The organism is Mycobacterium paraterrae (assembly GCF_022430545.2).
GTDB lineage: Bacteria > Actinomycetota > Actinomycetes > Mycobacteriales > Mycobacteriaceae > Mycobacterium > Mycobacterium paraterrae.
The window spans coordinates 4,153,597-4,174,388 of record NZ_CP092488.2; the positions used below are offsets into that span (position 1 = coordinate 4,153,597).

At 65.4% G+C, this 20,792-nt stretch carries 17 protein-coding genes; 11 read left to right on the top strand and 6 right to left on the bottom strand.

All coding sequences use genetic code 11. The features are described from left to right. Positions 1-119 precede the first annotated feature (119 nt). Positions 120-956 (top strand): DUF3097 domain-containing protein, encoded by an 837-nt coding sequence (locus MKK62_RS20195; RefSeq protein ID WP_240258168.1) that lies wholly within the window; start codon positions 120-122, stop codon positions 954-956. Positions 957-964: 8 nt separating this feature from the next. On the opposite strand, the gene MKK62_RS20200 is transcribed toward MKK62_RS20195, so the two are convergent. Then, positions 965-2,008 carry a hypothetical protein gene (locus MKK62_RS20200; protein WP_240258167.1) on the bottom strand — a complete coding sequence of 348 codons (1,044 nt, stop codon included), beginning with the start codon at positions 2,006-2,008 and terminating at the stop codon, positions 965-967. A gap of 118 nt (positions 2,009-2,126) precedes the next feature. Between MKK62_RS20200 and MKK62_RS20205 the strand changes: the two genes are divergently transcribed. Together MKK62_RS20205 and MKK62_RS20210 are read left to right on the top strand one after the other, a co-directional pair. After that, complete coding sequence (locus tag MKK62_RS20205) at positions 2,127-3,470, top strand: replication-associated recombination protein A (RefSeq protein ID WP_240258166.1); 1,344 nt, start codon at positions 2,127-2,129, stop codon at positions 3,468-3,470. A 183-nt stretch (positions 3,471-3,653) separates the two neighbouring features. Then, positions 3,654-4,358 (top strand): DivIVA domain-containing protein, encoded by a 705-nt coding sequence (locus MKK62_RS20210; RefSeq protein WP_240258165.1) that lies wholly within the window; start codon positions 3,654-3,656, stop codon positions 4,356-4,358. 41 nt (positions 4,359-4,399) lie between these two features. Here the strand turns inward: MKK62_RS20210 and MKK62_RS20215 are convergent, their stop codons facing one another. Both MKK62_RS20215 and MKK62_RS20220 read right to left on the bottom strand, forming a co-directional pair. After that, positions 4,400-5,995: a sensor domain-containing protein gene (locus MKK62_RS20215; protein ID WP_240258164.1), complete on the bottom strand. Its 1,596-nt coding sequence runs from the start codon at positions 5,993-5,995 to the stop codon at positions 4,400-4,402. A gap of 73 nt (positions 5,996-6,068) precedes the next feature. Further along, the gene (locus tag MKK62_RS20220; RefSeq protein ID WP_240258163.1) at positions 6,069-7,817 is read right to left on the bottom strand and encodes an NAD-binding protein; all 1,749 of its coding nucleotides are present in this window, start codon (positions 7,815-7,817) and stop codon (positions 6,069-6,071) included. A gap of 117 nt (positions 7,818-7,934) precedes the next feature. On the opposite strand from MKK62_RS20220, the gene MKK62_RS20225 reads away from it, so the two are divergent. From MKK62_RS20225 to MKK62_RS20255, 7 genes are all read left to right on the top strand, one after another. After that, positions 7,935-8,324 carry a secondary thiamine-phosphate synthase enzyme YjbQ gene (locus tag MKK62_RS20225; protein WP_240264035.1) on the top strand — a complete coding sequence of 130 codons (390 nt, stop codon included), beginning with the start codon at positions 7,935-7,937 and terminating at the stop codon, positions 8,322-8,324. 90 nt (positions 8,325-8,414) lie between these two features. Then, the gene (gene alaS, locus MKK62_RS20230) at positions 8,415-11,117 is read left to right on the top strand and encodes an alanine--tRNA ligase (RefSeq protein WP_240258162.1); all 2,703 of its coding nucleotides are present in this window, start codon (positions 8,415-8,417) and stop codon (positions 11,115-11,117) included. Then, the gene (gene ruvX, locus MKK62_RS20235; RefSeq protein WP_240258161.1) at positions 11,118-11,615 is read left to right on the top strand and encodes a Holliday junction resolvase RuvX; all 498 of its coding nucleotides are present in this window, start codon (positions 11,118-11,120) and stop codon (positions 11,613-11,615) included. It abuts the gene before it with no gap. Further along, positions 11,608-12,879, top strand: a complete 1,272-nt coding sequence (gene mltG / locus MKK62_RS20240; RefSeq protein WP_240258160.1) for an endolytic transglycosylase MltG — start codon at positions 11,608-11,610, stop codon at positions 12,877-12,879. The genes ruvX and mltG overlap by 8 nt, the downstream gene beginning before the upstream one ends. Continuing rightward, positions 12,854-13,675, top strand: coding sequence for a shikimate dehydrogenase (locus MKK62_RS20245; protein ID WP_434084972.1), 822 nt, complete (start codon positions 12,854-12,856; stop codon positions 13,673-13,675). The genes mltG and MKK62_RS20245 overlap by 26 nt, the downstream gene beginning before the upstream one ends. Before the next feature lie 216 nt (positions 13,676-13,891). Continuing rightward, on the top strand, positions 13,892-14,962 hold the full coding sequence (locus MKK62_RS20250; RefSeq protein WP_240258159.1) for an IS110 family RNA-guided transposase: 1,071 nt from the start codon (positions 13,892-13,894) through the stop codon (positions 14,960-14,962). 14 nt (positions 14,963-14,976) lie between these two features. After that, positions 14,977-15,396 carry an A24 family peptidase gene (locus MKK62_RS20255; RefSeq protein WP_240258158.1) on the top strand — a complete coding sequence of 140 codons (420 nt, stop codon included), beginning with the start codon at positions 14,977-14,979 and terminating at the stop codon, positions 15,394-15,396. Positions 15,397-15,417: 21 nt separating this feature from the next. On the opposite strand, the gene MKK62_RS20260 is transcribed toward MKK62_RS20255, so the two are convergent. From MKK62_RS20260 to MKK62_RS20270, 3 genes are all read right to left on the bottom strand, one after another. Continuing rightward, positions 15,418-17,688: a catalase gene (locus MKK62_RS20260; protein WP_240258157.1), complete on the bottom strand. Its 2,271-nt coding sequence runs from the start codon at positions 17,686-17,688 to the stop codon at positions 15,418-15,420. 170 nt (positions 17,689-17,858) lie between these two features. Further along, a complete protein-coding gene (locus tag MKK62_RS20265) occupies positions 17,859-19,061 on the bottom strand; it encodes a fatty acid desaturase family protein (RefSeq protein WP_240258156.1) in 1,203 nt (400 codons plus the stop codon). A gap of 16 nt (positions 19,062-19,077) precedes the next feature. Further along, complete coding sequence (locus tag MKK62_RS20270) at positions 19,078-20,217, bottom strand: ferredoxin reductase (RefSeq protein ID WP_240258155.1); 1,140 nt, start codon at positions 20,215-20,217, stop codon at positions 19,078-19,080. Positions 20,218-20,378: 161 nt separating this feature from the next. Between MKK62_RS20270 and MKK62_RS20275 the strand changes: the two genes are divergently transcribed. Then, on the top strand, positions 20,379-20,783 hold the full coding sequence (locus MKK62_RS20275) for a hypothetical protein (protein WP_240258154.1): 405 nt from the start codon (positions 20,379-20,381) through the stop codon (positions 20,781-20,783). Positions 20,784-20,792 lie beyond the last annotated feature (9 nt).

The window sequence follows — 20,792 nt, forward strand, 5'->3', positions numbered from 1 at the left end:
AACCGGAAATCTCATCACACCGACCAACAGGTTGCAGCGCAGCGGCGGCGCGTCTCGGTGTGATGTCGGCGGAGTGGCGCAACCCGATTTCCCGGCCCACCCTTTCTAGGATCGCTCGCGTGAAAGATCGCTACGGTTCCGATGTCCTGGCCCGCGACCCGCATCGCGCGCGCAAACCCCGGTCTGCCGAGACGCCAATAGAACTCGGCATGGTCGTCGAGGACGCCCAGACCGGCTACGTAGGCGCGATTGTCAGCGTCGAGTACGGCCGGATGCAGCTCGAGGACCGCCACGGCCGTCGCAGGTCGTTTCCGGTCGGGCCGGGGTATCTGGTCGACGGCAAGCCGGTGATCCTCACCGCACCCCGACGCGCGGCACCACAGACCGCCACCCGGACGGCGTCCGGCTCGGTGGCCGTAGCCGGAGCGCGCGCCAGAGTCGCGCGGACCGGCCGGATATACGTCGAGGGGCGCCACGATGCCGAACTCGTGGAGCAGGTGTGGGGCGACGACCTACGCGTCGAGGGGGTGGTGGTCGAATACCTCGGCGGTGTCGACGATCTCGTCGACATCGTCAAGCAATTCCAGCCCGGACCGCAACGCCGGCTGGGCGTGCTCGTCGACCATCTGGTGGCCGGGTCGAAGGAGTCGCGGCTGGCCGAAGCGGTGCAGCGCAGCCCAGCGGGTGCGCACACGCTCGTCGTCGGTCACCCGTTCGTCGACATCTGGCAAGCGGTGAAGCCGGGGCGGCTCGGGCTGTCGGAATGGCCGGTGATCCCGCGCGGTATCGAGTGGAAACACGGCATCTGCCAGTCACTCGGCTGGCCGCACCACGACCAAGCCGACATCGCCGCGGCGTGGCGGCGCATCCGCGGAAGCGTACGCGACTGGACCGACCTGGACGCGGCGCTGATCGGGCGGGTGGAAGAGCTGATTGACTTCGTCACCCAGCCGTAGCGGCGCGCTCAGGGGGTGAGTGGCGCGACCGGCCCCCCGGAGAGTTTGCGGTAGGTGTAGACCTGTATCAGCAGCGCCAAGGGCCCGGCCACCAAAATGCCGACGCCGCAAGCGAAAAAGCCGATGATCACTAGCAGGCCCTGCACCAGCAATGAAATCAGCGTCTCGCCGATGTGCGCCCGGACGGTGGCAATGCTGGCCTTCAGGGCGTCAATCGGTGGCAGCGCCCGGTCGGTGGCAAACGCGATGGTGAACAGCGCGAAGAACGTGAAGACGACGAGCGCGACGAACGACAGCAACGCGAACACGAAGCCTGGCAGCGAAATCAGATCCAGCACCGCGCTGATGACGCTGAGCAGGGCGCCGGCGAGAACCACGTTGCCGAAGTTGCGCGGCTTGAAGAACGATCCCACGATGACCGGTCGGCCGTCGGCGAGGTCCAGCCCGCCTGAAAGGAACGCGGCCTGGACAAAGATGCTGAACACGAACGACACGATGGACAGCACCAACGTGCCGCCTGCGCCCAGGCTCGCAGCGAAGGACGCGCCATAGTCGTTGTCGGTCGTGGTGTTGGCTGTCGCGCCACCCAGGACCACGAAGACTAGGCCGTGGACGACGATGCCGATCACGCCGTAGACGAGTGCCGCCAACAGCATCGGACCAATGTTCTTGCTGAACTTGTTCCACGACCAGTTGAACGCGTCACCGATGTTGAACACCGAGCCCGGCCCGGACGAGTAGCCGGGGATGCCCGAGTAGCCAGGCGGCGGCCCGTAACCCGGTGGTGGCGGATAGCCGGGCGGGGGGCCGTAGCCCTGCTGCGGCGGGCCGTAACCCGGTGGCGGCGCGCCGTATCCGGGAGGAGGTGGCGGTGGTGCGCCGTACCCGGGAGGCGGCCCGTAACCGGGGTGCTGCTGACCCGGCGGCGGTCCGTAGCCCGGCGGCGGACCGGGGGGCGGTCCGTAGCCGGGAGGCGGCGGATAGTCACCGGGATTTGGGTTGCCGCCGTACGGCTCGCTCGGGTTGCCAGGGTGCTCCGGAGGTTGGCTCATAGCCGCTCCTGCCTCGTCGTCGGAAGTTGTCCAGGCGTGCGCATTGGCGAACTTAGCAAGTATTCGGCGCCCCCGCTGATACCCCGCACTGGGCGCTTGCGTGTCGCCCCGACGTGGTATGCCTGACTCCGTGCCTGACGGTCTGTTCGACGTCCCCGACGAGGACAGTCTGGGTGATCCTGCGCCCGGCGGATCGGCCGGCGCGCCACTGGCCGTGCGGATGCGACCGGCCAGCCTGGAGGAAGTTGTCGGGCAGGATCACCTGCTACAACCCGGGTCGCCGCTGCGAAGACTCGTCGAAGGCTCGGGAGTGGCATCGGCCATCCTCTACGGCCCTCCTGGAAGTGGAAAGACGACGCTGGCGTCGCTGGTGTCGCAGGCCACTGGCCGTCGCTTCGAGGCGCTGTCGGCGTTGTCGGCGGGGGTCAAGGAAGTGCGGGCGGTCATCGACACCGCCCGTCGCGCGGCTGCCCACGGTGAGCAGACGGTGCTGTTCATCGACGAGGTGCACCGTTTCTCCAAGACCCAGCAGGACGCGTTGCTGGCCGCCGTCGAGAACCGGGTCGTGCTGCTGGTGGCAGCGACCACCGAGAATCCCTCGTTTTCGGTTGTGGCGCCGCTGCTGTCGCGATCGCTGATCCTGCAACTGCATCCGTTGACCTCCGACGCCGTTCGCGCGGTAGTGCTACGCGCGATCGACGATCCGCGCGGGCTGGACGGCCGGGTGCAGGTGACACCCGAAGCCGTCGACCTGCTGGTCCGGCTGGCGGCCGGGGATGCCCGTCGCGCGCTGACGGCGCTGGAGGTGGCGGCCGAGGCGGGGGAGCAGGTCACCGTCGAGACCATCGAGCAGTCGCTGGATAAGGCCGCCGTGCGCTACGACCGAGACGGCGACCAGCACTACGACGTGATCAGCGCTTTCATCAAGTCGGTGCGGGGCAGTGACGTCGACGCTGCATTGCACTACCTGGCCCGCATGCTGGTCGCCGGCGAGGATCCGCGATTCATCGCCCGTCGGCTGATGATCCTCGCCAGCGAGGACATCGGGATGGCCGATCCGATGGGCCTGCCGACCGCGGTCGCGGCGGCGCAGACGGTCGCGCTGATCGGAATGCCCGAGGCCAAGCTGACGCTGGCTCATGCCACGGTGTATCTGGCCACCGCTCCCAAGTCGAACGCGGTCACCTCGGCCATCGGTGCGGCGATGCAGGACATCAGCGCCGGTAAGGCAGGCATGGTTCCGGCGCATCTGCGCGACGGCCACTACTCGGGCGCCGCGGCACTCGGCAATGCGCAGGGCTACAAGTATTCGCATGATGATCCCGACGGCGTTGTCCCGCAACAATATCCGCCCGACGAGCTGGTCGGCGTCGATTACTACCGGCCGACCGGCCGGGGCGCCGAACGCGATATCGGTGCGCGCCTGGAGAAGTTGCGCGCGATCATCCGGCGCAGGCGCTGAGGACTCGAGCCGGCTCGGCCGGCAAAAAGTTGGGGATTTCTACCCATGCGATCGGCGGCTGCAACGGGACAGCCTTGCGGGCATGGACGACAACGATCCCGACGGGCGGGCGGCCGACCTCGAACGGGGCCTGCGGTGTCGGCCGCGCCGGGTCCCCCGCTCACCGCGGAACAAGTCCGATCCGTGTCCTTCTCCCGCCCGCTGGGTTGGCGCGGTTACCACCACGACGACGTGGACGGATTTCTCGACCGCCTCGAGGCGGCCCTAAGGGACCCGGCCGGACACGTTCTCACTGCCCAGCAGGTCGGCGAGGTAAATTTTCGTCCGGCGCCGCCCGGAAGGCTCGGCTATAAGACAGAAGAGGTCGACGCATTCGTCGGGCGCGTCCGGGCACATTTCGGGCTACCTGACCCGCCGCCCGCCCGGCCACCGAAGCAACGACGTTGGCCGCGCCGGTTGTTGTCGGTGTTGGCCGCGTTCGGCGTCGCCGGGATGTCTCTGCTGTTCTGCGGGATCGCCGGCTGCGATTACCTTGCCTACCGGGCGGGCACGCCCACGGCCGCCTCGGTGCAGTACTGCGCGGACGACAACACCGGCTCCGAGGGCTTGCTCAACCTCGTCGTGCCGCGGATCAAGCGCTGCGCGATCACCTGGAGCGTTGACGGGCAGTCGTACAGCGGCTCGGTCGACGCTTACACCTATGGTTTCCGCCAACGGCCTCAATCAATGGAGGTTAGAGTGCGCGGCAATACCGCCGACACTCCGGCGTCCGCGATCAACGACCTGGTGGTCGCCGGGTTGTTTCTCAGCCTGGGTGTCGTCGTTGTGTTCTTCTTGTGGACCGGTCGGCAGCTCTGGCGGATCGTGGAATTCGTCTTTTACAACTGACGGGCATCGAGATCGACGCGGCACACGTCACGATGTCGACCCTATTTCGTTCCGTTGGGGTCTTTGACGTCGCCAGCGATCTGGTCGGCAATGCGATTGGCCTGGTCAGTGATGTTGTACCCGCACGCCTTGACGTCGACCACGTAGTTCGACACCGTGCTCAGCGCGCGTTGACAGGTGTAACCGTGGTCGCTGTCTTGGCTGTAGGTCAGCAGAATCTTTGGCGGCTCACCGGTCGGAGAGTTGATGGTCCAGGTGTACTTGCGACGGTCGGCATAGGTAACCGTGGCCGTCTTTCCGCTGCAGGCCTTCCAGTACGCCGCCTCCTTGGCTACAAGGTTGAACGGCTGGTCGGAGTTGACGGGGAAGACGGCAACGTCCTGGTCGACGAACTGGTTCTTGCTTTCACCTGCCCGCGGAAGACCACCAGGCTTCTGGAGGGTCCGCCAGGTCAGACTGAGCTCGCCGCTGTCCTGGTATGTGCTGGTCAGACCCGGGTATAGCGCTCCCATGCAGTCCTGGGCCGAGACGTTGATCGTGTTGCTCTGCTTCATTGCTTGGTTCCCGCGCTCAACGGTCTTCATGTCGTTGGCGCCCATTACCTGGTTGACCTCGGCGTCGCTGAGCAGCAGAGCCTCCAGCGGATTTGGTGCAGGATGTGGGAGCACCAACGTGTAGCTCACCGCGGCTGCTACCGCGATCACTACGCCGGCGATGCCGGCAAAGACCCAGCGGCGCCGCGACTTCGGCGGTCGAGGATCGCCGCCCGATATCGGTGCCGGAACCGCAGCCGGCGGTCCGGGCGGCATTGGCTGGGCCGCGAAGGATGGGAGCGGCGATGCGGAGGGGATGGCCTGCGGAACTGTCTGCGCGGACATGATCGTGGGCAGGGGCGCGGAATCGAACCGAGTTGGGGTCGCCAGCGGGCCGGACGCGAGCGATTGGGCGGTGCCGAACGGAACAGTAATCGACGAGGCATCGGGCCCAGCTTCCAAACCGGCCAGCGTGGAGATTATTTCGGTGCGAATCCGCCACGTGACATCCGGTCGGTCACGCAGCTGGCATAGCAGCTGTGTGATGTCCCGGACCGCTTTCGGGTCGTGCCTGTCGTCGTCGAGCCGATCTTTCAGTTCGGTCACCAATTCGGTTTGCTGATGTCGCGTCAGCTCGGGTCGCGACAGCGTTGCCGCAAGCCGCATCAGGTAGGCGAACGGGACCGGTGGCTCGGGCGGTTGCGGCCAGGGCAGTGGCGGCACCTGGGCTTGGCGCTGCTGCACCGAAGCCAGCAGGCGGAGGGTGCTTTGTTTGTTCGGCTCGCGGAAATCGAGGGTCTGTCGTGCCGCCAATGGCGTCAGCCGCAGGCTGTCAATCGGCCCGATCTGCACGGGCAAGATCGGTCGCCGCAAAGCCTCGGCATAACCGAGCTCGGCTTGGCACGGTTTGGAGGCGAGTGAATTGTTTGAAACCGCGACGATGAACACCTCGCAGCGGCGGATTTGCTCCAGGATTGCGTGCCACCACGCTTCACCCCCACCGAGTTGGTCATCCCACCACACCTGTTGACGCGCGCGCCGCAGAGCCGTCAGGAGATGCTCGAGCAGCGCGCGATCCTGACTCGCGTAGCTGACAAAGAGCAAGAGATTCCCCCGGGCGTCTCAGGAAATTTTCAGCAGTATACGGTCCGGGGCCAAGCGAGTGCTTAGCAAATCGTCAGTTAGATGCAGCGATATCGGCAGCCGCCACGACCGGATAACGCGGCGCAGACTCGTTGACGTCAACGATTTGCAAGCCGACCGCGGCCAGCATTGCCGGGATCGCACGGACGAAGTTCGTATCCCATTCGGCGATTTCCTTGGGTAGCTCATGCCATGGGACGAAGTGGGGATCGGTCTTGACGCCGGCGTCCATCTTCTCCTGCGCCCACCTGTCGTGCTCCATGATGCTCAGCTTTTCCAGCTCGGCGGCGGTGAAGGTGAAGTCTCTCGCCTGCCAGTCGCGAAGTGGTGCGATTTCGCACCCGATACTGCGCAGCTTCACGCCGATGTGACGGGCCTGCGCCCGGTTCGACTTTTTCAATGCCTCGTCTAGGTCTGACCATTCGGGTACGTCACGTCCTCCATCGGGCTGCATCAGCCGGTAACGCCGATGGATTTCGTGGGCTATGGCTTCGAACGAACCGCCCTCGACGAGTTCCACGGTGCACGTCTCTTGAAGCATCCTCACCACCGCGAGGTTCGCACCTCGCTGGCTTGTGAGATTCTCCAGCAGGTCCGCCACTCCGTAAGCCCGCCACAACGCCGTCACCACCGGCACCGCTCGATCGAGAGCGTGGCGCAGTTTCAACGCAGTCTCGACAGCCTGCTCGTCGTGCTGAGCCGTCACGTACGCGTACGTGATCGCCGCCCCGCCTTCGGTCAATCGAGTCAAGCCGCGGACCGAGGGGCTGCAGGCAAAGAAGGTGCAGATCTGCTCGAGGGCGGGATGTTCGTCTTGCAGGGCAGCTAACCGCTTGTCGGCTTCGTCGTCGATCACGGTGACCCGCAGCGGCGCCCAAGAGTCGGTCCGACGATCGTTCCAGATCCGAGCCGCCTGCAGGACCAACTCGCAGCCCAAGCTGTCAAGGTGGGCTACTGCGATATGAGGCTGCCGTACGGCGTCGAAGGGGTACCGGTCGAGCAGCAATCGCGCGCCGAGTTCGTCGGTGCTGAAGAAGTCCAACGCCGTCTGGTCTGCGCCTCGGTTCGACTCTTCGATCCGCAGCGAGATGCACAGGCTCGGGTTGGCCACCCGGGCGAGGCACTGCAGGCGTTGCCGGCCGCGAGCCAAATGTGTTGCCCGATTGACGATTTCGGTGTTGACCACACTATCGGGGGTGACGGCGAGCAGCCGTTCTGCGCGCTTGGCGGCGGCGGATTCCAGCGTCGATTCCAGCTGAGCGTCGCCGACGATGACTGGGACCCCCATTTCGCGGCAGGCTTCGATGCGCGGATTGTTGGCGTCCGCTTCCACCACAATCACCCGGCGGCGTGCGTCGGTCAGTTGCCGCACGAACTCGAAGCCGACATAGCCGAGGCCACAAACCACCACGTGATCGCGCCGAAGCGGGACCAGCATCTGCTGCCACCGGTGGCGTAGCAGCCCGAACAACGCGATGATTCCGGCCCAACCCGCCACGATCGGCGCGAGATAGCGGGCGGTGTCCAGCACGATGCCGACGTGGCTCTCCGGTTGCGGCGCGGCATGGAGGAAGAACAGCTTGAAACTGCCGTAAACGGCATCCGAGAACGAATGATGAACGTCTTTTTCCGGCTCATAACTGAGGTAGCCCCAGAAACCGAGCAGAAAAGCGACGACGCCCGCGGGTCCGATCAGCCAATACCAGCGGGGGTCGGTCAGGGGCGGCGGCAACAGTCGTCGACGCGGCGACGGGGCCTGCGCACTGCGGCCGCGTGCAATCAAAGTCGGTCCAATCCGCTCAAGGCCACCCCTCCTGTATCGCCGAGGATCGTACCTTGAAGGATGCTGCGCCCGGCGCGTCAAACGGCACATACGTAGGCTGGTCAAATGAATACCGATGTGCTGGATGTGGACACTGCGCGTCGCCGTATCGTCGATCTAACCGACTCGGTGCGCACGTTCTGCTCGTCACGCGGCGACGGCCTGTGCAACGTTTTCGTGCCCCATGCGACGGCCGGTGTCGCAATCATCGAAACCGGCGCCGGATCCGATGACGACCTCGTCGACACCTTGGAACGCCTCCTGCCGCGCGATGACCGCTATCGCCATGCCCACGGATCGTTCGGACACGGTGCCGATCACGTGATGCCGGCAATCGTCGCGCCCTCGATCACCGTTCCGGTTCAAGAAGGAGAGCCGCTGTTGGGCACCTGGCAGAGCGTGGTCCTGGTCGACCTGAACCGGGACAACCCGCGTCGGTCGGTGCGCTTGTCGTTCGTGCGGGGCTGAACCCCGGCCGGCTTTGTCGCATGTACGGGCCGGTCAGCAGGACCGGTACTGTGGTGCGGTCGAAAGAGGCGGCCAAAAGGAAGCGGAGAAGTGCAGACACACGAGATCAGGAAGAGGTTCCTCGATCACTTCGTGAAAGCGGGCCACACCGAGGTGCCAAGTGCCTCGGTGATTCTGGACGACCCCAATCTGCTGTTCGTCAATGCCGGAATGGTGCAGTTCGTCCCCTTCTTCCTCGGTCAGCGCACGCCGCCCTACCCGACGGCGACCAGCATCCAGAAATGCATCCGCACACCCGATATCGATGAAGTCGGGATCACCACCCGGCACAACACCTTCTTCCAGATGGCCGGCAACTTCTCGTTCGGCGACTACTTCAAGCGCGAGGCCATCGAATTCGCCTGGACGTTGCTGACCAATCCGGTCGAAGACGGCGGTTACGGATTCGAGCCCGACAAGCTTTGGGCCACCGTGTATTTCGACGACGACGAGGCCATCGAGCTATGGCGCGAGATCGCCGATCTGCCGATCGAACGGATCCAGCGACGCGGCATGGCCGACAACTACTGGTCGATGGGCATCCCCGGGCCGTGCGGCCCGTCGTCGGAGATCTACTACGACCGCGGGCCGGAATTCGGCGTCGGGGGTGGCCCAGAAGCCAACGAGGACCGCTACATCGAGATCTGGAATCTCGTCTTCATGCAGAACGAACGTGGCGATGGCACCGGTAAGGACGACTTCGAAATCCTCGGGCCGCTGCCGCGTAAGAACATCGACACCGGCATGGGTGTCGAGCGGGTCGCGTTCCTGCTGCAAGGCGTCGCCAACGTCTACGAAACCGACCTGCTGCGTCCCGTCATCGACGTGGTGGCCCGCCGCGCCCCGCGCGGTTACGACGTCGGAAACCACGACGACGACGTGCGCTACCGCATCATCGCCGACCACAGCCGCACCGCCGCCATCTTGATCGGTGACGGGGTCAGCCCCGGCAACGACGGCCGCGGTTACGTGCTGCGCCGGTTGCTGCGGCGTGTCATCCGTTCGGCAAGGCTGCTCGACATCGACGGCCCGATCGTCGCCGAACTGATGGCCACCGTCCGGGACGCGATGGGCCCGTCGTATCCGGAGTTGGTCGCCGACTTCGACCGGATCAATCGCGTTGCGGTCGCCGAGGAGACCGCGTTCAACCGGACCCTGCAGTCGGGTTCGCGGCTGTTCGAAGAGGCGGCGGCCGCCACCAAGTCCTCGGGTGCCACCGTGTTGTCCGGGTCTGACGCCTTTACCCTGCACGACACCTACGGGTTTCCGATCGAGCTGACCCTCGAAATGGCCGCCGAGGCAGATCTGCAGGTCGACGAACTTGGATTCCGTGAGCTGATGGCCGAGCAGCGGCGCCGGGCGAAAGCCGACGCGGCGGCGCGCAAGCATGCGCACGCCGACCTGACCGCCTACCGCGAACTGGTCGACGCCGGACCGACCGAGTTCACCGGATTCGACGAATTGAGTTCGCAAGCAAAGGTTTTGGGTATCTTCGTCGACGGCAAACGGGTTCCGGTCGTGACTCATGGAACCGAAGAGGCCGCGGGGGCCGACCGCGTCGAGCTCGTACTCGACCGGACCCCGCTGTACGCCGAGTCGGGTGGTCAGGTCGCCGATGCGGGAACCATCAGCGGCACCGGCTCCAGCGGAACCGCCAAAGCCGCGGTCACCGATGTGCAGAAGATCGCGAAAACCCTGTGGGTGCACCGGGTGAATGTGGAATCGGGGGAGTTCGTCGAAGGGGACACCGTCGTCGCAGCCGTTGATCCCGACTGGCGCAAGGGTGCCACCCAGGGTCACTCCGGCACCCATATGGTGCACGCCGCCCTGCGACAAGTGTTGGGACCCAATGCGGTTCAGGCGGGATCACTGAACCGCCCGGGCTATCTGCGGTTCGACTTCAACAGCCAGGGCGCGTTGAGCGCCGACCAGCTCAGCCAGGTCGAGGAAGTGACCAACGAGGCCGTGCAGGCCGACTACGAGGTGCACACTTTCCTCGAGCAGCTCGAGAAGGCCAAGGCGATGGGCGCGATGGCGATGTTCGGCGAGTCCTATCCCGACGAGGTGCGGGTGGTGGAGATCGGCGGGCCGTTCTCCCTCGAGCTGTGCGGTGGCACCCACGTGCACAACTCCGCGCAGGTCGGCCCGGTGACCATCCTCGGCGAATCTTCTGTCGGCTCCGGCGTGCGCCGGGTCGAGGCCTACGTCGGGCTGGACTCGTACCGGCACTTGGCCAAAGAAAGGGCGCTGATGGCCGGGCTGGCCTCGTCGCTCAAGGTGCCTTCCGAGGAGGTGCCGGCCCGGGTGGCGACCCTGGTGGAACGGCTGAAAGCCGCGGAGAAGGAACTGGAACGCAATCGGCTGGCGAACGCGCGGGCAGCGGCCGCAAATGCCGCCGCCGGAGCGCAGCACATCGGCAACGTCCGTTTGGTGGCGCAGCGGATGTCGGCCGGCATCACGGCCGCCGATCTTCGCTCGCTGGCCGGTGACATCCGAGGCAAGCTGGGTAACGACCCCGCGGTCGTCGCCCTGATTGCCGAAGGGGAGGGCGGCAGCGTTCCCTACGCCGTCGCCGCCAACGCCGCCGCCCAGGATCTCGGATTGTGTGCCAACGACCTGATCAAGCCGCTGGCCTCGGCGGTCGAGGGCCGCGGGGGTGGCAAGGCCGACCTTGCCCAGGGATCCGGAAAGAATCCGTCGGGCATCGACGCCGCACTGGACGCGTTGCGGGCAGAGATCACAAGGACCAGCTGAGTGGGTTCGCCGCATCGCCTGCCGGATCGGCCGGGTAGGGACGATCCCGGATCAGGGCGACGGCTCGGCATCGATGTCGGCAGCGTCCGCATCGGTGTAGCCGTCAGCGACCCCGATGGGATCCTGGCGACCCCGGTCGAAACGGTGCGCCGAGAGCGATCGACGAAACACATCCGCCGCCTGACGGAGTTGGTCGCCGACCTGCAGGTCGTCGAGGTGATCGTCGGGCTGCCGCGAACGTTGGCCGACCGCACCGGCCCGTCTGCGCTCGACGCGATCGAACTGGCCGACGCGCTGGCCAGCCGGATCGCGCCGATCCCGGTGCGGATGGCTGACGAGCGGCTGACGACCGTCAGCGCGCAGCGCGCGCTGCGCCAGGCCGGGGTCAGGGCAAAGGGACAGCGTAGGGTCATCGACCAAGCGGCAGCGGTGGCGATCCTGCAGGGTTGGTTGGACGAGCGCCGCGCGATGCTGCCCGGGGACGTCAACGGTGTCTGATAGCCGTGACGAGCGCCGGCGCGGCGCAGCCGGACGCAGCGGCTCGTCACCCGCATCGACGGCGGTCGGGGCGACGCGGCGAGGAAGCTCGCGGGCCGACCGAGCGCGCGCCGAACGCGAACGCCGTCGACGGCACACGACCCGCGGAATTTTGCTGAGCCTGGCCATCGGGGTGCTCATCGCCGCGGTATTCCTCGGTTCCCGGCTATGGCACGGCGGCGGCTCGCGCTATGACTTCGCCGGCGACGGCAAACAAGATCTGGTGATCGAGGTGCATGCCGGCGACTCGACCACCGCGATCGCCGAAACGTTGCACAAGCAAGACGTCGTCAAGACCGTCAAAGCGTTCCTCGGGGCCGCACACGACAATCAGAAGATCACCGCGATCCAGCCCGGTTACTACCGGCTGCGTACGGAACTTCCGGCGGCGACGGCAGTGAATCGGCTGGTCGATCCCGGTAGCCGGGTCGGCAAGTTGGTGATCCCGGAGGGTCAGCAGCTCGACGACACCTCCGACGTCAAGACCAACAAAACCACGCCGGGCATCTTCACGATGATTTCCCAGGCAAGCTGCGTCGACCTGGACGGCAACAAGCACTGCGTGTCCGGCGCCGACTTGCGTGCGGCCGCCGAGAAAGCCGATCCCTCAACACTTCTGGTGCCGCCGTGGGCAATCCCGTCGGTGACGGCGATGGGTAACGACCACCGTCGAATCGAAGGCTTGATCGCGCCGGGGACCTGGAACATCAACCCGTCGGCGTCCCCGGAGGAGATCCTCTCGACGCTGATCAGTTCCAGCGCCGACCTGTATGTCAGGTCGGGGCTGCAAGACAACGCCAGCGCGATGAACATCTCGCCCTACAACGTGTTGGTGGTCGCTTCCTTGGTGCAGCGGGAGGCCAAACCCCAGGATTTCGCCAAGGTTGCGCGGGTGATTTACAACCGGCTCGCCGAGCACCGCAAGCTGGAGTTCGACTCGACGGTGAACTATCCGCTGGACCGCCGCGAGGTGGCCACCACCGACGGCGACCGCGCGCAGGGCACGCCGTGGAACACCTACGCCGCCGACGGATTGCCCGCGACGCCGATATGTTCGCCGGGTACCGATGCGCTGAAGGCCGCAGAGCACCCGGATGACGGTGACTGGCTGTACTTCGTCACCATCGACGCGCAGGGCACCACACTGTTCACCCGCGACTATCAACAGCATCTGGCCAATATCGAGTTGGCCAAGCGCAATGGTGTCCTTGACAGTGCCCGATAGCCGGGCGCCGAAAAAAGCAGCGGTTCTCGGGTCGCCGATCGCTCATTCGCGCTCCCCGCAACTTCACCTGGCCGCCTACCGCGCGCTGGGCCTCGACGGCTGGACCTATGACCGCATCGAGTGCGACGCGGACCAATTGCCCAACGTGGTAGGCAAATTGGGTTCCGAGTGGATTGGTGTCTCGGTGACCATGCCCGGCAAATTCGCCGCGCTGCAATTCGCGGATACGCACACCGAACGAGCAGAACTGGTCGGTTCGGCCAACACCCTGCTGAGGACACCCCAGGGCTGGCGGGCTGACAACACCGATGTGGACGGCGTCAAGGGTGCGCTCGGCGCGGCGAGCGGCCCTGCCGTCGTGGCCGGCTCTGGCGGCACAGCTCCGGCGGTGGTGGTGGCATTGGCCGAACTCGGCGTCAACGACATCACGATCGTGGCACGTAATCCGGACAAGGCGGCCCCGTTGGTCGAGCTCGCCGGGCGGGTCGGTGCCGCTGCCCGAATCTGCGTCCTCGACGGTGGATCGGTCCACGACGCGATCGCTGGCGCGCAGGTTTTGGTCAGCACCCTGCCCGCCGAGGTGGCCGCGCGCCACGCCGCCGAATTCGCCGCGATACCAGTTCTTCTGGACGCAATCTACAACCCATGGCCTACCCCGCTGGCCACGGCGGTAACTGCGGCGGGCGGCCGGGTGATCGGCGGCTTGCAGATGCTGCTGCACCAGGCCTTCGCGCAAGTCGAACAATTCACAGGCCTACCCGCTCCGCGAGCGGCGATGGAGGCCGCCCTGGATTAGCATGCCGCTCAGTGTCAGGGTGAGGTGCCGCAGGAGGTTGCGGTGGTTGGATCCTGATCACCTGGTGTCTGGCTCATAGCCTGCCTGCCGCCTTCGGTTGGCGTTCATGCGTTTTGCCGGCACCGGGTGTGAAGGACCGGCCGGCGTGACTTGATAGGAGCGTGGCACCGCCCCCACTGAGGTTTGTCCGCCGACCGGCCCAACCGTCACCTCACAGTGAAGGAGGCAACCCCTATGGTTGTTGTTGGAGCCGATGTTCACAAGCACACCCATACCTTTGTTGCTGTCGACGAGGTGGGGCGCAAGCTCGGCGAGAAGACTGTCAGAGCGGTCACTGCCGGGCATGCTGAGGCGGTGATGTGGGCCCGGGAACGCTTTGGCGCCGAGGTGGTGTGGGCAATCGAGGATTGCCGGCATTTGTCAGCGCGCCTGGAACGCGACTTGCTGGGTTCTGGCCAAAAGGTGGTGCGAGTACCACCGAAGTTAATGGCCCAAACCCGTGCGTCGGCACGGACCCGGGGCAAGTCTGACCCGATCGATGCGCTCGCAGTTGCGCGGGGATTCCTGCGTGAACCCGATCTGCCGGTAGCGTCCCATGATGAGGTGTCCCGCGAGCTGAAGCTGCTGGTGGATCGCCGGGAAGTTCTTGTGGCACAACGGACTGCAACGATCAACCGGTTGCGCTGGCGAGTTCATGAACTTGATCCCGAGCGCGCCCCCCGTCCTGGGTCGTTGGATCGCGCTAAACATCGCCTGCTGTTGGGCGCCTGGTTGACGACCGTTCCCGGTCTAGTCGCCGAGCTGGCCCGCGATGAGCTCGCCGACATCGACCGGCTGACCGAAGCGATCGACGCGCTGGCCAAGCGGATCGGTGCGCGAGTGCGCGCGATTGCCCCGACACTGTTGGCGATGCCCGGGTGCGGGGAGTTGACCGCGGCCAAGCTCGTCGGTGAGACGGCAGGAGTGACCCGGTTCAAAAGCGAGGCCGCCTTCGCACGGCATGCCGGGGTGGCCCCGGTACCAGTGTGGTCGGGCAACACCGCCGGTCGAGTCCGCATGACCCGCTCCGGCAACCGACAACTCAATGCCGCCCTGCACCGCATCGCCGTCACCCAAATCCGCCTCGAGGGCCTCGGACAGACCTACTACCGTCATCGATTAGCCGCAGGCGACTCCAATCCCGAAGCCCTGCGCTGCCTCAAACGCCGCCTCGCCCGCGTCGTCTTCGGCCGCCTCCACACCGACCAGCAACACCGAACTCAGCCTTGCCAACCGGCAGCGGCTTGACATAGGAGAAACGCATGCTGGTCGGGATCGCCTTGGTGTGGATGCTGGCGCTAAGTGGTTATGACGTGCGCCAGCGTCGGTTACCGAATTGGCTCACCATTCCGGGATTTGCGGTGATCGCGGCTGCCGCGGCCTGGTCCGGGCACGGCCGAGCCGCATTGGTCGGTGCCGGCGCGTTGGCAACCGCCTATCTGGTGGTCCACGTGGCGGCCCCCGCCGCGATGGGCGCCGGCGACGTCAAGCTTGCGCTCGGATTGGGCGCGCTGACAGCATGTTTCGGCGCCGATGTGTGGACGATGGCCGCGATAGGCGCGCCACTTTTGACCGCGGTGGCCGGTGTCGTGGCGCGCTTCGGCTGGTCGGTGCGGGCGCTGCCGCACGGCCCGTCGATGTGTTCGGCCAGCGCCGCGGCCATCGGATCGATGATGCTCTAGGCCGACGGTCCCACATATCCGTCAGCCCGCGACGACGCGCTCCCAGACACGGTGCTGCGCGAGGCCGCCGATCAGCGACTCCACGATCTCCGAGCCGCCCGAATCGGCGAAGACTCCCGGGGCGTCCAACGAGACACCAGCCGCAGCAAGTAGTTTCGAACCCGGCGGAAGGACACCGATCGGCTTGAGGTGGCGGAACGCCTCGTCGACGATGATCCGTGCGTTGGTGTCATCTGGCGAGCCGGCCAACAGCACCGCGTCCACCTCGATCGAACGTCCGGTGAAATACGTTCGCGAGATTGGCACGGGTGCACCTTCGTGTTGCAGTGTGCCGCCGTGCGCTGCAAAGACCAGCGGAACGACCTTCGCCGCGGTGATCGACGCAACCGCTGCCGCGACGTCACCGATGTCGGAGTTCGCGTCGGTGAGGATGCCGATCCGGCGACCCGCTACCGGCCACTGCCCGCCCACCTGCGACAACGCCGGGCTGGCCGCCGGAGCCACCGGCGGCGTAGCCGGGACCGGCGCTTCGAGGCCCAGGCGTGCGGCCACGGCCTCGCACAGCTCGGTGTCGATCCGCGCCAAGACGGCAAGCGTGCGCTCCTTGATTGCCTGCTCGTAGCACTTACCCAGTTCGAAGGCGTACGCGCCGATCACGTGAGATCGCTCGATCGGGCTCAAACTGCGGTAGAACAGCGTCGCCTGGCTGAAATGGTCGTCGTAGCTCGCCGGGTTCGCGCGCCGCTTGGTCGACGCGGGCAACGCCACGGGTGCCTCGATGAACGCCCCGGTGTCGGCGCCGGCCATGAACGGACAGCCGCCGTCCAGTGAGTTCGGTTGATAGGGAGCAACTCCGGGGTGGACGCCGTGTTGGTGGAAGCCATCGCGCAGCATGTCGTTGACCGCCGCGTGCGGACGGTTGATCGGGATCTGGGCGAAATTCGGTCCGCCGAGGCGCGTGATCTGTGTGTCGAGGTAGGAGAACAGCCGTGCCTGCATCAGCGGGTCGTCGGTGACGTCGATACCAGGCACCAGGTGGCTGGTGCAGAAGGCCACCTGTTCGGTCTCGGCGAAGAAGTTGGTCGGGTTGGCGTTGAGCTGCATCGTCCCGATGATCTGGACGGGGGACAGCTCCTCGGGCACGAGTTTGGTCGAGTCCAGAAGGTCGATGCCCTCGAAGGTCTGCTCCGGGTTGTCCGGGAACACCTGGACCCCGAGGTCCCACTCGGGGTAAGCGCCCGATTCGATCGCGTCAGCGAGGTCGCGACGATGGAAGTCGGGGTCGACGCCGGCGGCGATCTGTGCCTCTTCCCACACCAGCGAATGAACCCCGAGTCTCGGCTTCCAGTGGAATTTGACCAACGACGTGGTGCCGTCCGCTGATATCAACCGAAACGTATGTACGCCAAAGCCTTCCATCGTCCGGTACGAGCGCGGGATGCCCCGGTCGGACATGTTCCACATGGTGTGTGCGGAGGCCTCGGTGTGCAGGGACACGAAGTCCCAGAACGTGTCGTGCGCCGACTGGGCCTGCGGGATTTCACGGTCGGGATGTGGCTTGCCGGCATGGATGATGTCCGGGAACTTGATGCCGTCCTGGATGAAGAACACCGGAATGTTGTTGCCGACCAAATCGAAGGTGCCTTCGCCGGTGTAGAACTTGGTCGCGAAGCCGCGAGTGTCGCGAACGGTGTCGGAGGATCCGCGGGAACCCAGCACGGTGGAGAATCGCACGAAAACCGCTGTCTCGGTGCCGGACTTCAGAAAGCCTGCCTTGCAGATCTTTTCGGCGGCGCCGTTGGCGCGGAAAACTCCGTGCGCAGCCGCGCCGCGGGCGTGTACGACGCGTTCGGGAATTCGCTCATGGTCGAAGTGGGTGATCTTTTCCCGGAAGTGCTGATCCTGCAGAAGCGTTGGCCCCCGCTCGCCGGCCCTCAGCGAATGGTCGGTGTCGTACAGTCGGACGCCCTGCCCGGTGGTGAGGTATTCGTCCTGCTGCCCCCGGGCGGTATCGGGCCCCTCCACCGGCGCCCCGGTCGCGGTGCGCAACTCGGGCGCCACCTGGTCCGGCTTGGGTGGTAGCGGCGGATGTGGCGTCGTCGGTTCGTCCTTTTCCGGCGGCTGGGCGCCTGGGGCGCTGGGGATGTAGCCGCTCGCCTGGGCGGCCTGCGCCCTGCCCTCCCGTACCAGCAGTTCGCTGCCCGACACCGCGCCGATGGCCTGCTTGGCGACGCCTTTCACGCCCTCGACGACGCCTTTGATCGGATTACTGCGCCCACTGTCTTCTGCCATGACTGCTCCTCGTTCGGCGGTTGTCGCAATGCACCCGCCGGCGGCTTCAGAGGGCAACCTCTCTCACGTTCCCCATCGAGGGTCACGCTAACCCGCTGGTTGGCAGGCAACAGCGTGCCGACCGCGCTTCGGGCCGCCCAGGCGTTGGGCAGTTCGCCGGGCCGAGGGTGCTAGGCGGCGGCCCGGCTTTTCAGCGCGGTGCGCAATCCGTATCGCCTTCCGTTGACCTGAGGCATTTGTTCACCGCGAAATTTCTTCTCGGAGTGCGTTTCTGGCGCATCATCGGACGTCGACCGCAGCCAGCCGTTCGGCAGGGCGAGTTTGAGGATCGTCCAGAAGGATTGCCAGTACTGCCGCAGCAGCGGCCCAGTGGTGTAAGGCAGATCGTATTTGTCGCATACGGCGCGCACCCGAACGCTGATCTCGGCGTATCGGTTGCTCGGCAGATCGGGGAACAGATGGTGCTCGATCTGGTAGCACAGATTCCCGCTCATGAATGCCATGACGGGGCCGGCATTGAAGTTGGCCGAGCCGAGCATCTGACGCAGGTACCATTCGCCGCGCGTCTCCTGTTCGTAACTCTCGCGGGTGAACTTCTCTGCGCCGTCGGGGAAGTGGCCGCAGAAGATCACCATGTAGGCCCAGTAATTCCGGATCAGGTTGGCGATCGCGTTGGCCGTGAGCGTGTGTTTCCAGTTGGTTCCGGCGAGGGCGGGAAATACGATATAGTCCTTGCCGATTTGTCGGCCCATCTTCTTGCCCATGATTCGCAGATCCTTGCGAACCTCGGCCAGGGACTTCTCCTTCTTCCTGACTTTGGCGGTCTCGACGTGGTGAAGCGCGACCCCCCACTGGAACAATGTGCCGAGGAGCAGGTTGTAAATCGGGTTGCCGATCATCCACGGCGCCCACGGTTCGTCTCGGGTCACCCGCATGATGCCGTAGCCCACGTCGGCGTCCAATCCCACGACGTTGGTGTACTTGTGGTGCACGAAATTATGCGAATGCTTCCACTGCGACGATGGGCACGCGGTGTCCCACTCCCACTCGGTGGAATGAATCTCCGGGTCGTTCATCCAATCCCATTGGCCGTGAATGATGTTGTGGCCCAGTTCCATGTTTTCGATGATCTTTGCCGAGGCCAGGCTTGCGATACCCGCCAGGCGAGCCATTCGGCTGCTGCTGGCGAACAGGGCCAGGCGGCCGAAAGCCGCAAGCCCGCGCTGCAATTGGATCGCCCGGCGGATGTACCTGGCGTCGCGTTCACCCCGCGACTCTTCTACCTCGGCCCGGATGGCGTCCAATTCGGCCGCCAGGTTCTCGACGTCCTGGGGGGTCAGGTGGGCGTACGCCTTGATATCGGTGATTGCCATGGAAAACGACTTCCTCTCACACCTTGATGGTGCAGTTGCCGGATGCGGTCGAAATGCAGGTCTGGATGCGGTCGCCGGCGCCGTGCTCCTCGCCGGAGCGAATGTCACGGATATAGCCGTCTTCCAGTGGCAGCACGCAGGTTTGGCAGATGCCCATGCGGCATCCGAACGGCATCTGAATGCCCAGATTCTCACCGGCCTCGAGAATAGATGTCGCGCCGTCGATTTCGATTTCCTTGTCGGAGATCGCAAACTTGACGGTGCCGCCTTCGCCGCCTTTGTCGGTGGCGGCAATCGTGAACCGCTCCATGTGCAGCGCATCTTCGATGTCGTTGTCCTGCCATACCTTTTCGACGGCATCGAGCATGGCCGCCGGCCCGCATGCCCACGCGGAACGATCACGCCAGTCGGAAACGAGGTTGTCTAATTCGTTGAAGTCGACCTTGCCGTCGGTCTCGGTGAGTTGCAGGAGGAGCCGGTAGCCACGCTCCTCTTTCTCGATTTCGCGCAATTCGTCGTAGAAGATCACGGCCTCCTTCGACGGCGCCGAGTGCAGATGCACGATGTCGGGGAACTGGCCGCGACCTCGCAGCGATCGCAACATGCCCATGATCGGCGTGATGCCGCTACCCGCGGTAATGAACAGCAGTTCGTCTGGCGGCGGGTTGGGTAGGGCAAAGTCGCCCTTGGCGGACTGCAGTCGCACGATCGTTCCCGGCTCGACCCCGTTGACCAGGTGGGCCGACAGGAAACCCTCCGGGGTGGCTTTCACGGTGATCGTGATCTCGTTCTCCCCGCGCTGGGGAACCGAGGTCAGAGAATACGACCGCCAATGCCATTTGCCGTCCACGCGCAGACCGATGCCCACGTATTGGCCGGGACGGTAGTCACCGGAAAATCCCCATCCCGGTCGGATGACGACCGTGGCGGTGTCCTCGGTCTCCGGTTTGACCGCAACGATTTCGCCGCGGAGCTCGCGCGCCGACCAGAGCGGGTTGAGCAACGAAAGGTAGTCATCGGGCAGTAACGGGGTGGTGGCCCTGGTGGCCAGGCCGCGAACGAGGTTCACCCACGAACCCGAGACGGACTCCACGTCCTTGGCCGGGGATCTGGCCCAACGCTTGAAACTCTTCAGTGGATTCAGGGTCGACGTCATGGACCGCCTCTCTGCTTAGCGGTGGTACGGGCTTGTGACTGCGATCACAGAGGCAAGTACCCTACTCGGGAGTAATAAAACCTGCCTTGTGGTGCCGGAATGGCAGGGTGTGGCAGTAACCGAGCTGGGATCGGCAGCGAGATTGACCAGACAATTCAGCCATGACAACGACAGCGATCTCATCTACTACTGATTCGTCTCGGCGGCGTCCGCTTCGCGCGGATCTCGTGTTCTGGACTGCCGCGGGGGCTCTGGTCGCCGCGCTGAGCGGCCCGTTATCCCACTCATGGGCCGTGCCGCGCGCGGTTCTGCTCGACGTCGGGCTGGTGTTCGCGATCGTCGGGCCGCTCATGCTCCTCGGGCTGCGTCGGATGCGGCTGTCCTCGGGGCTGGTAGCAGCGTTCGTGGTAACCAACTTCGCGCTGGCTCCGCTCGCGCTGGCCGCCGCCGGTTTCGACTGGCTAGGCCTGACCCGGGCCGGCAACTGGGCGCTGGCGGACGCCGGATTGGTGATGCTGGTGCTGGGAATCTGGCAATACGTCGCACTCAGGTCGCTGCGGCGCTAACAGTCCCCG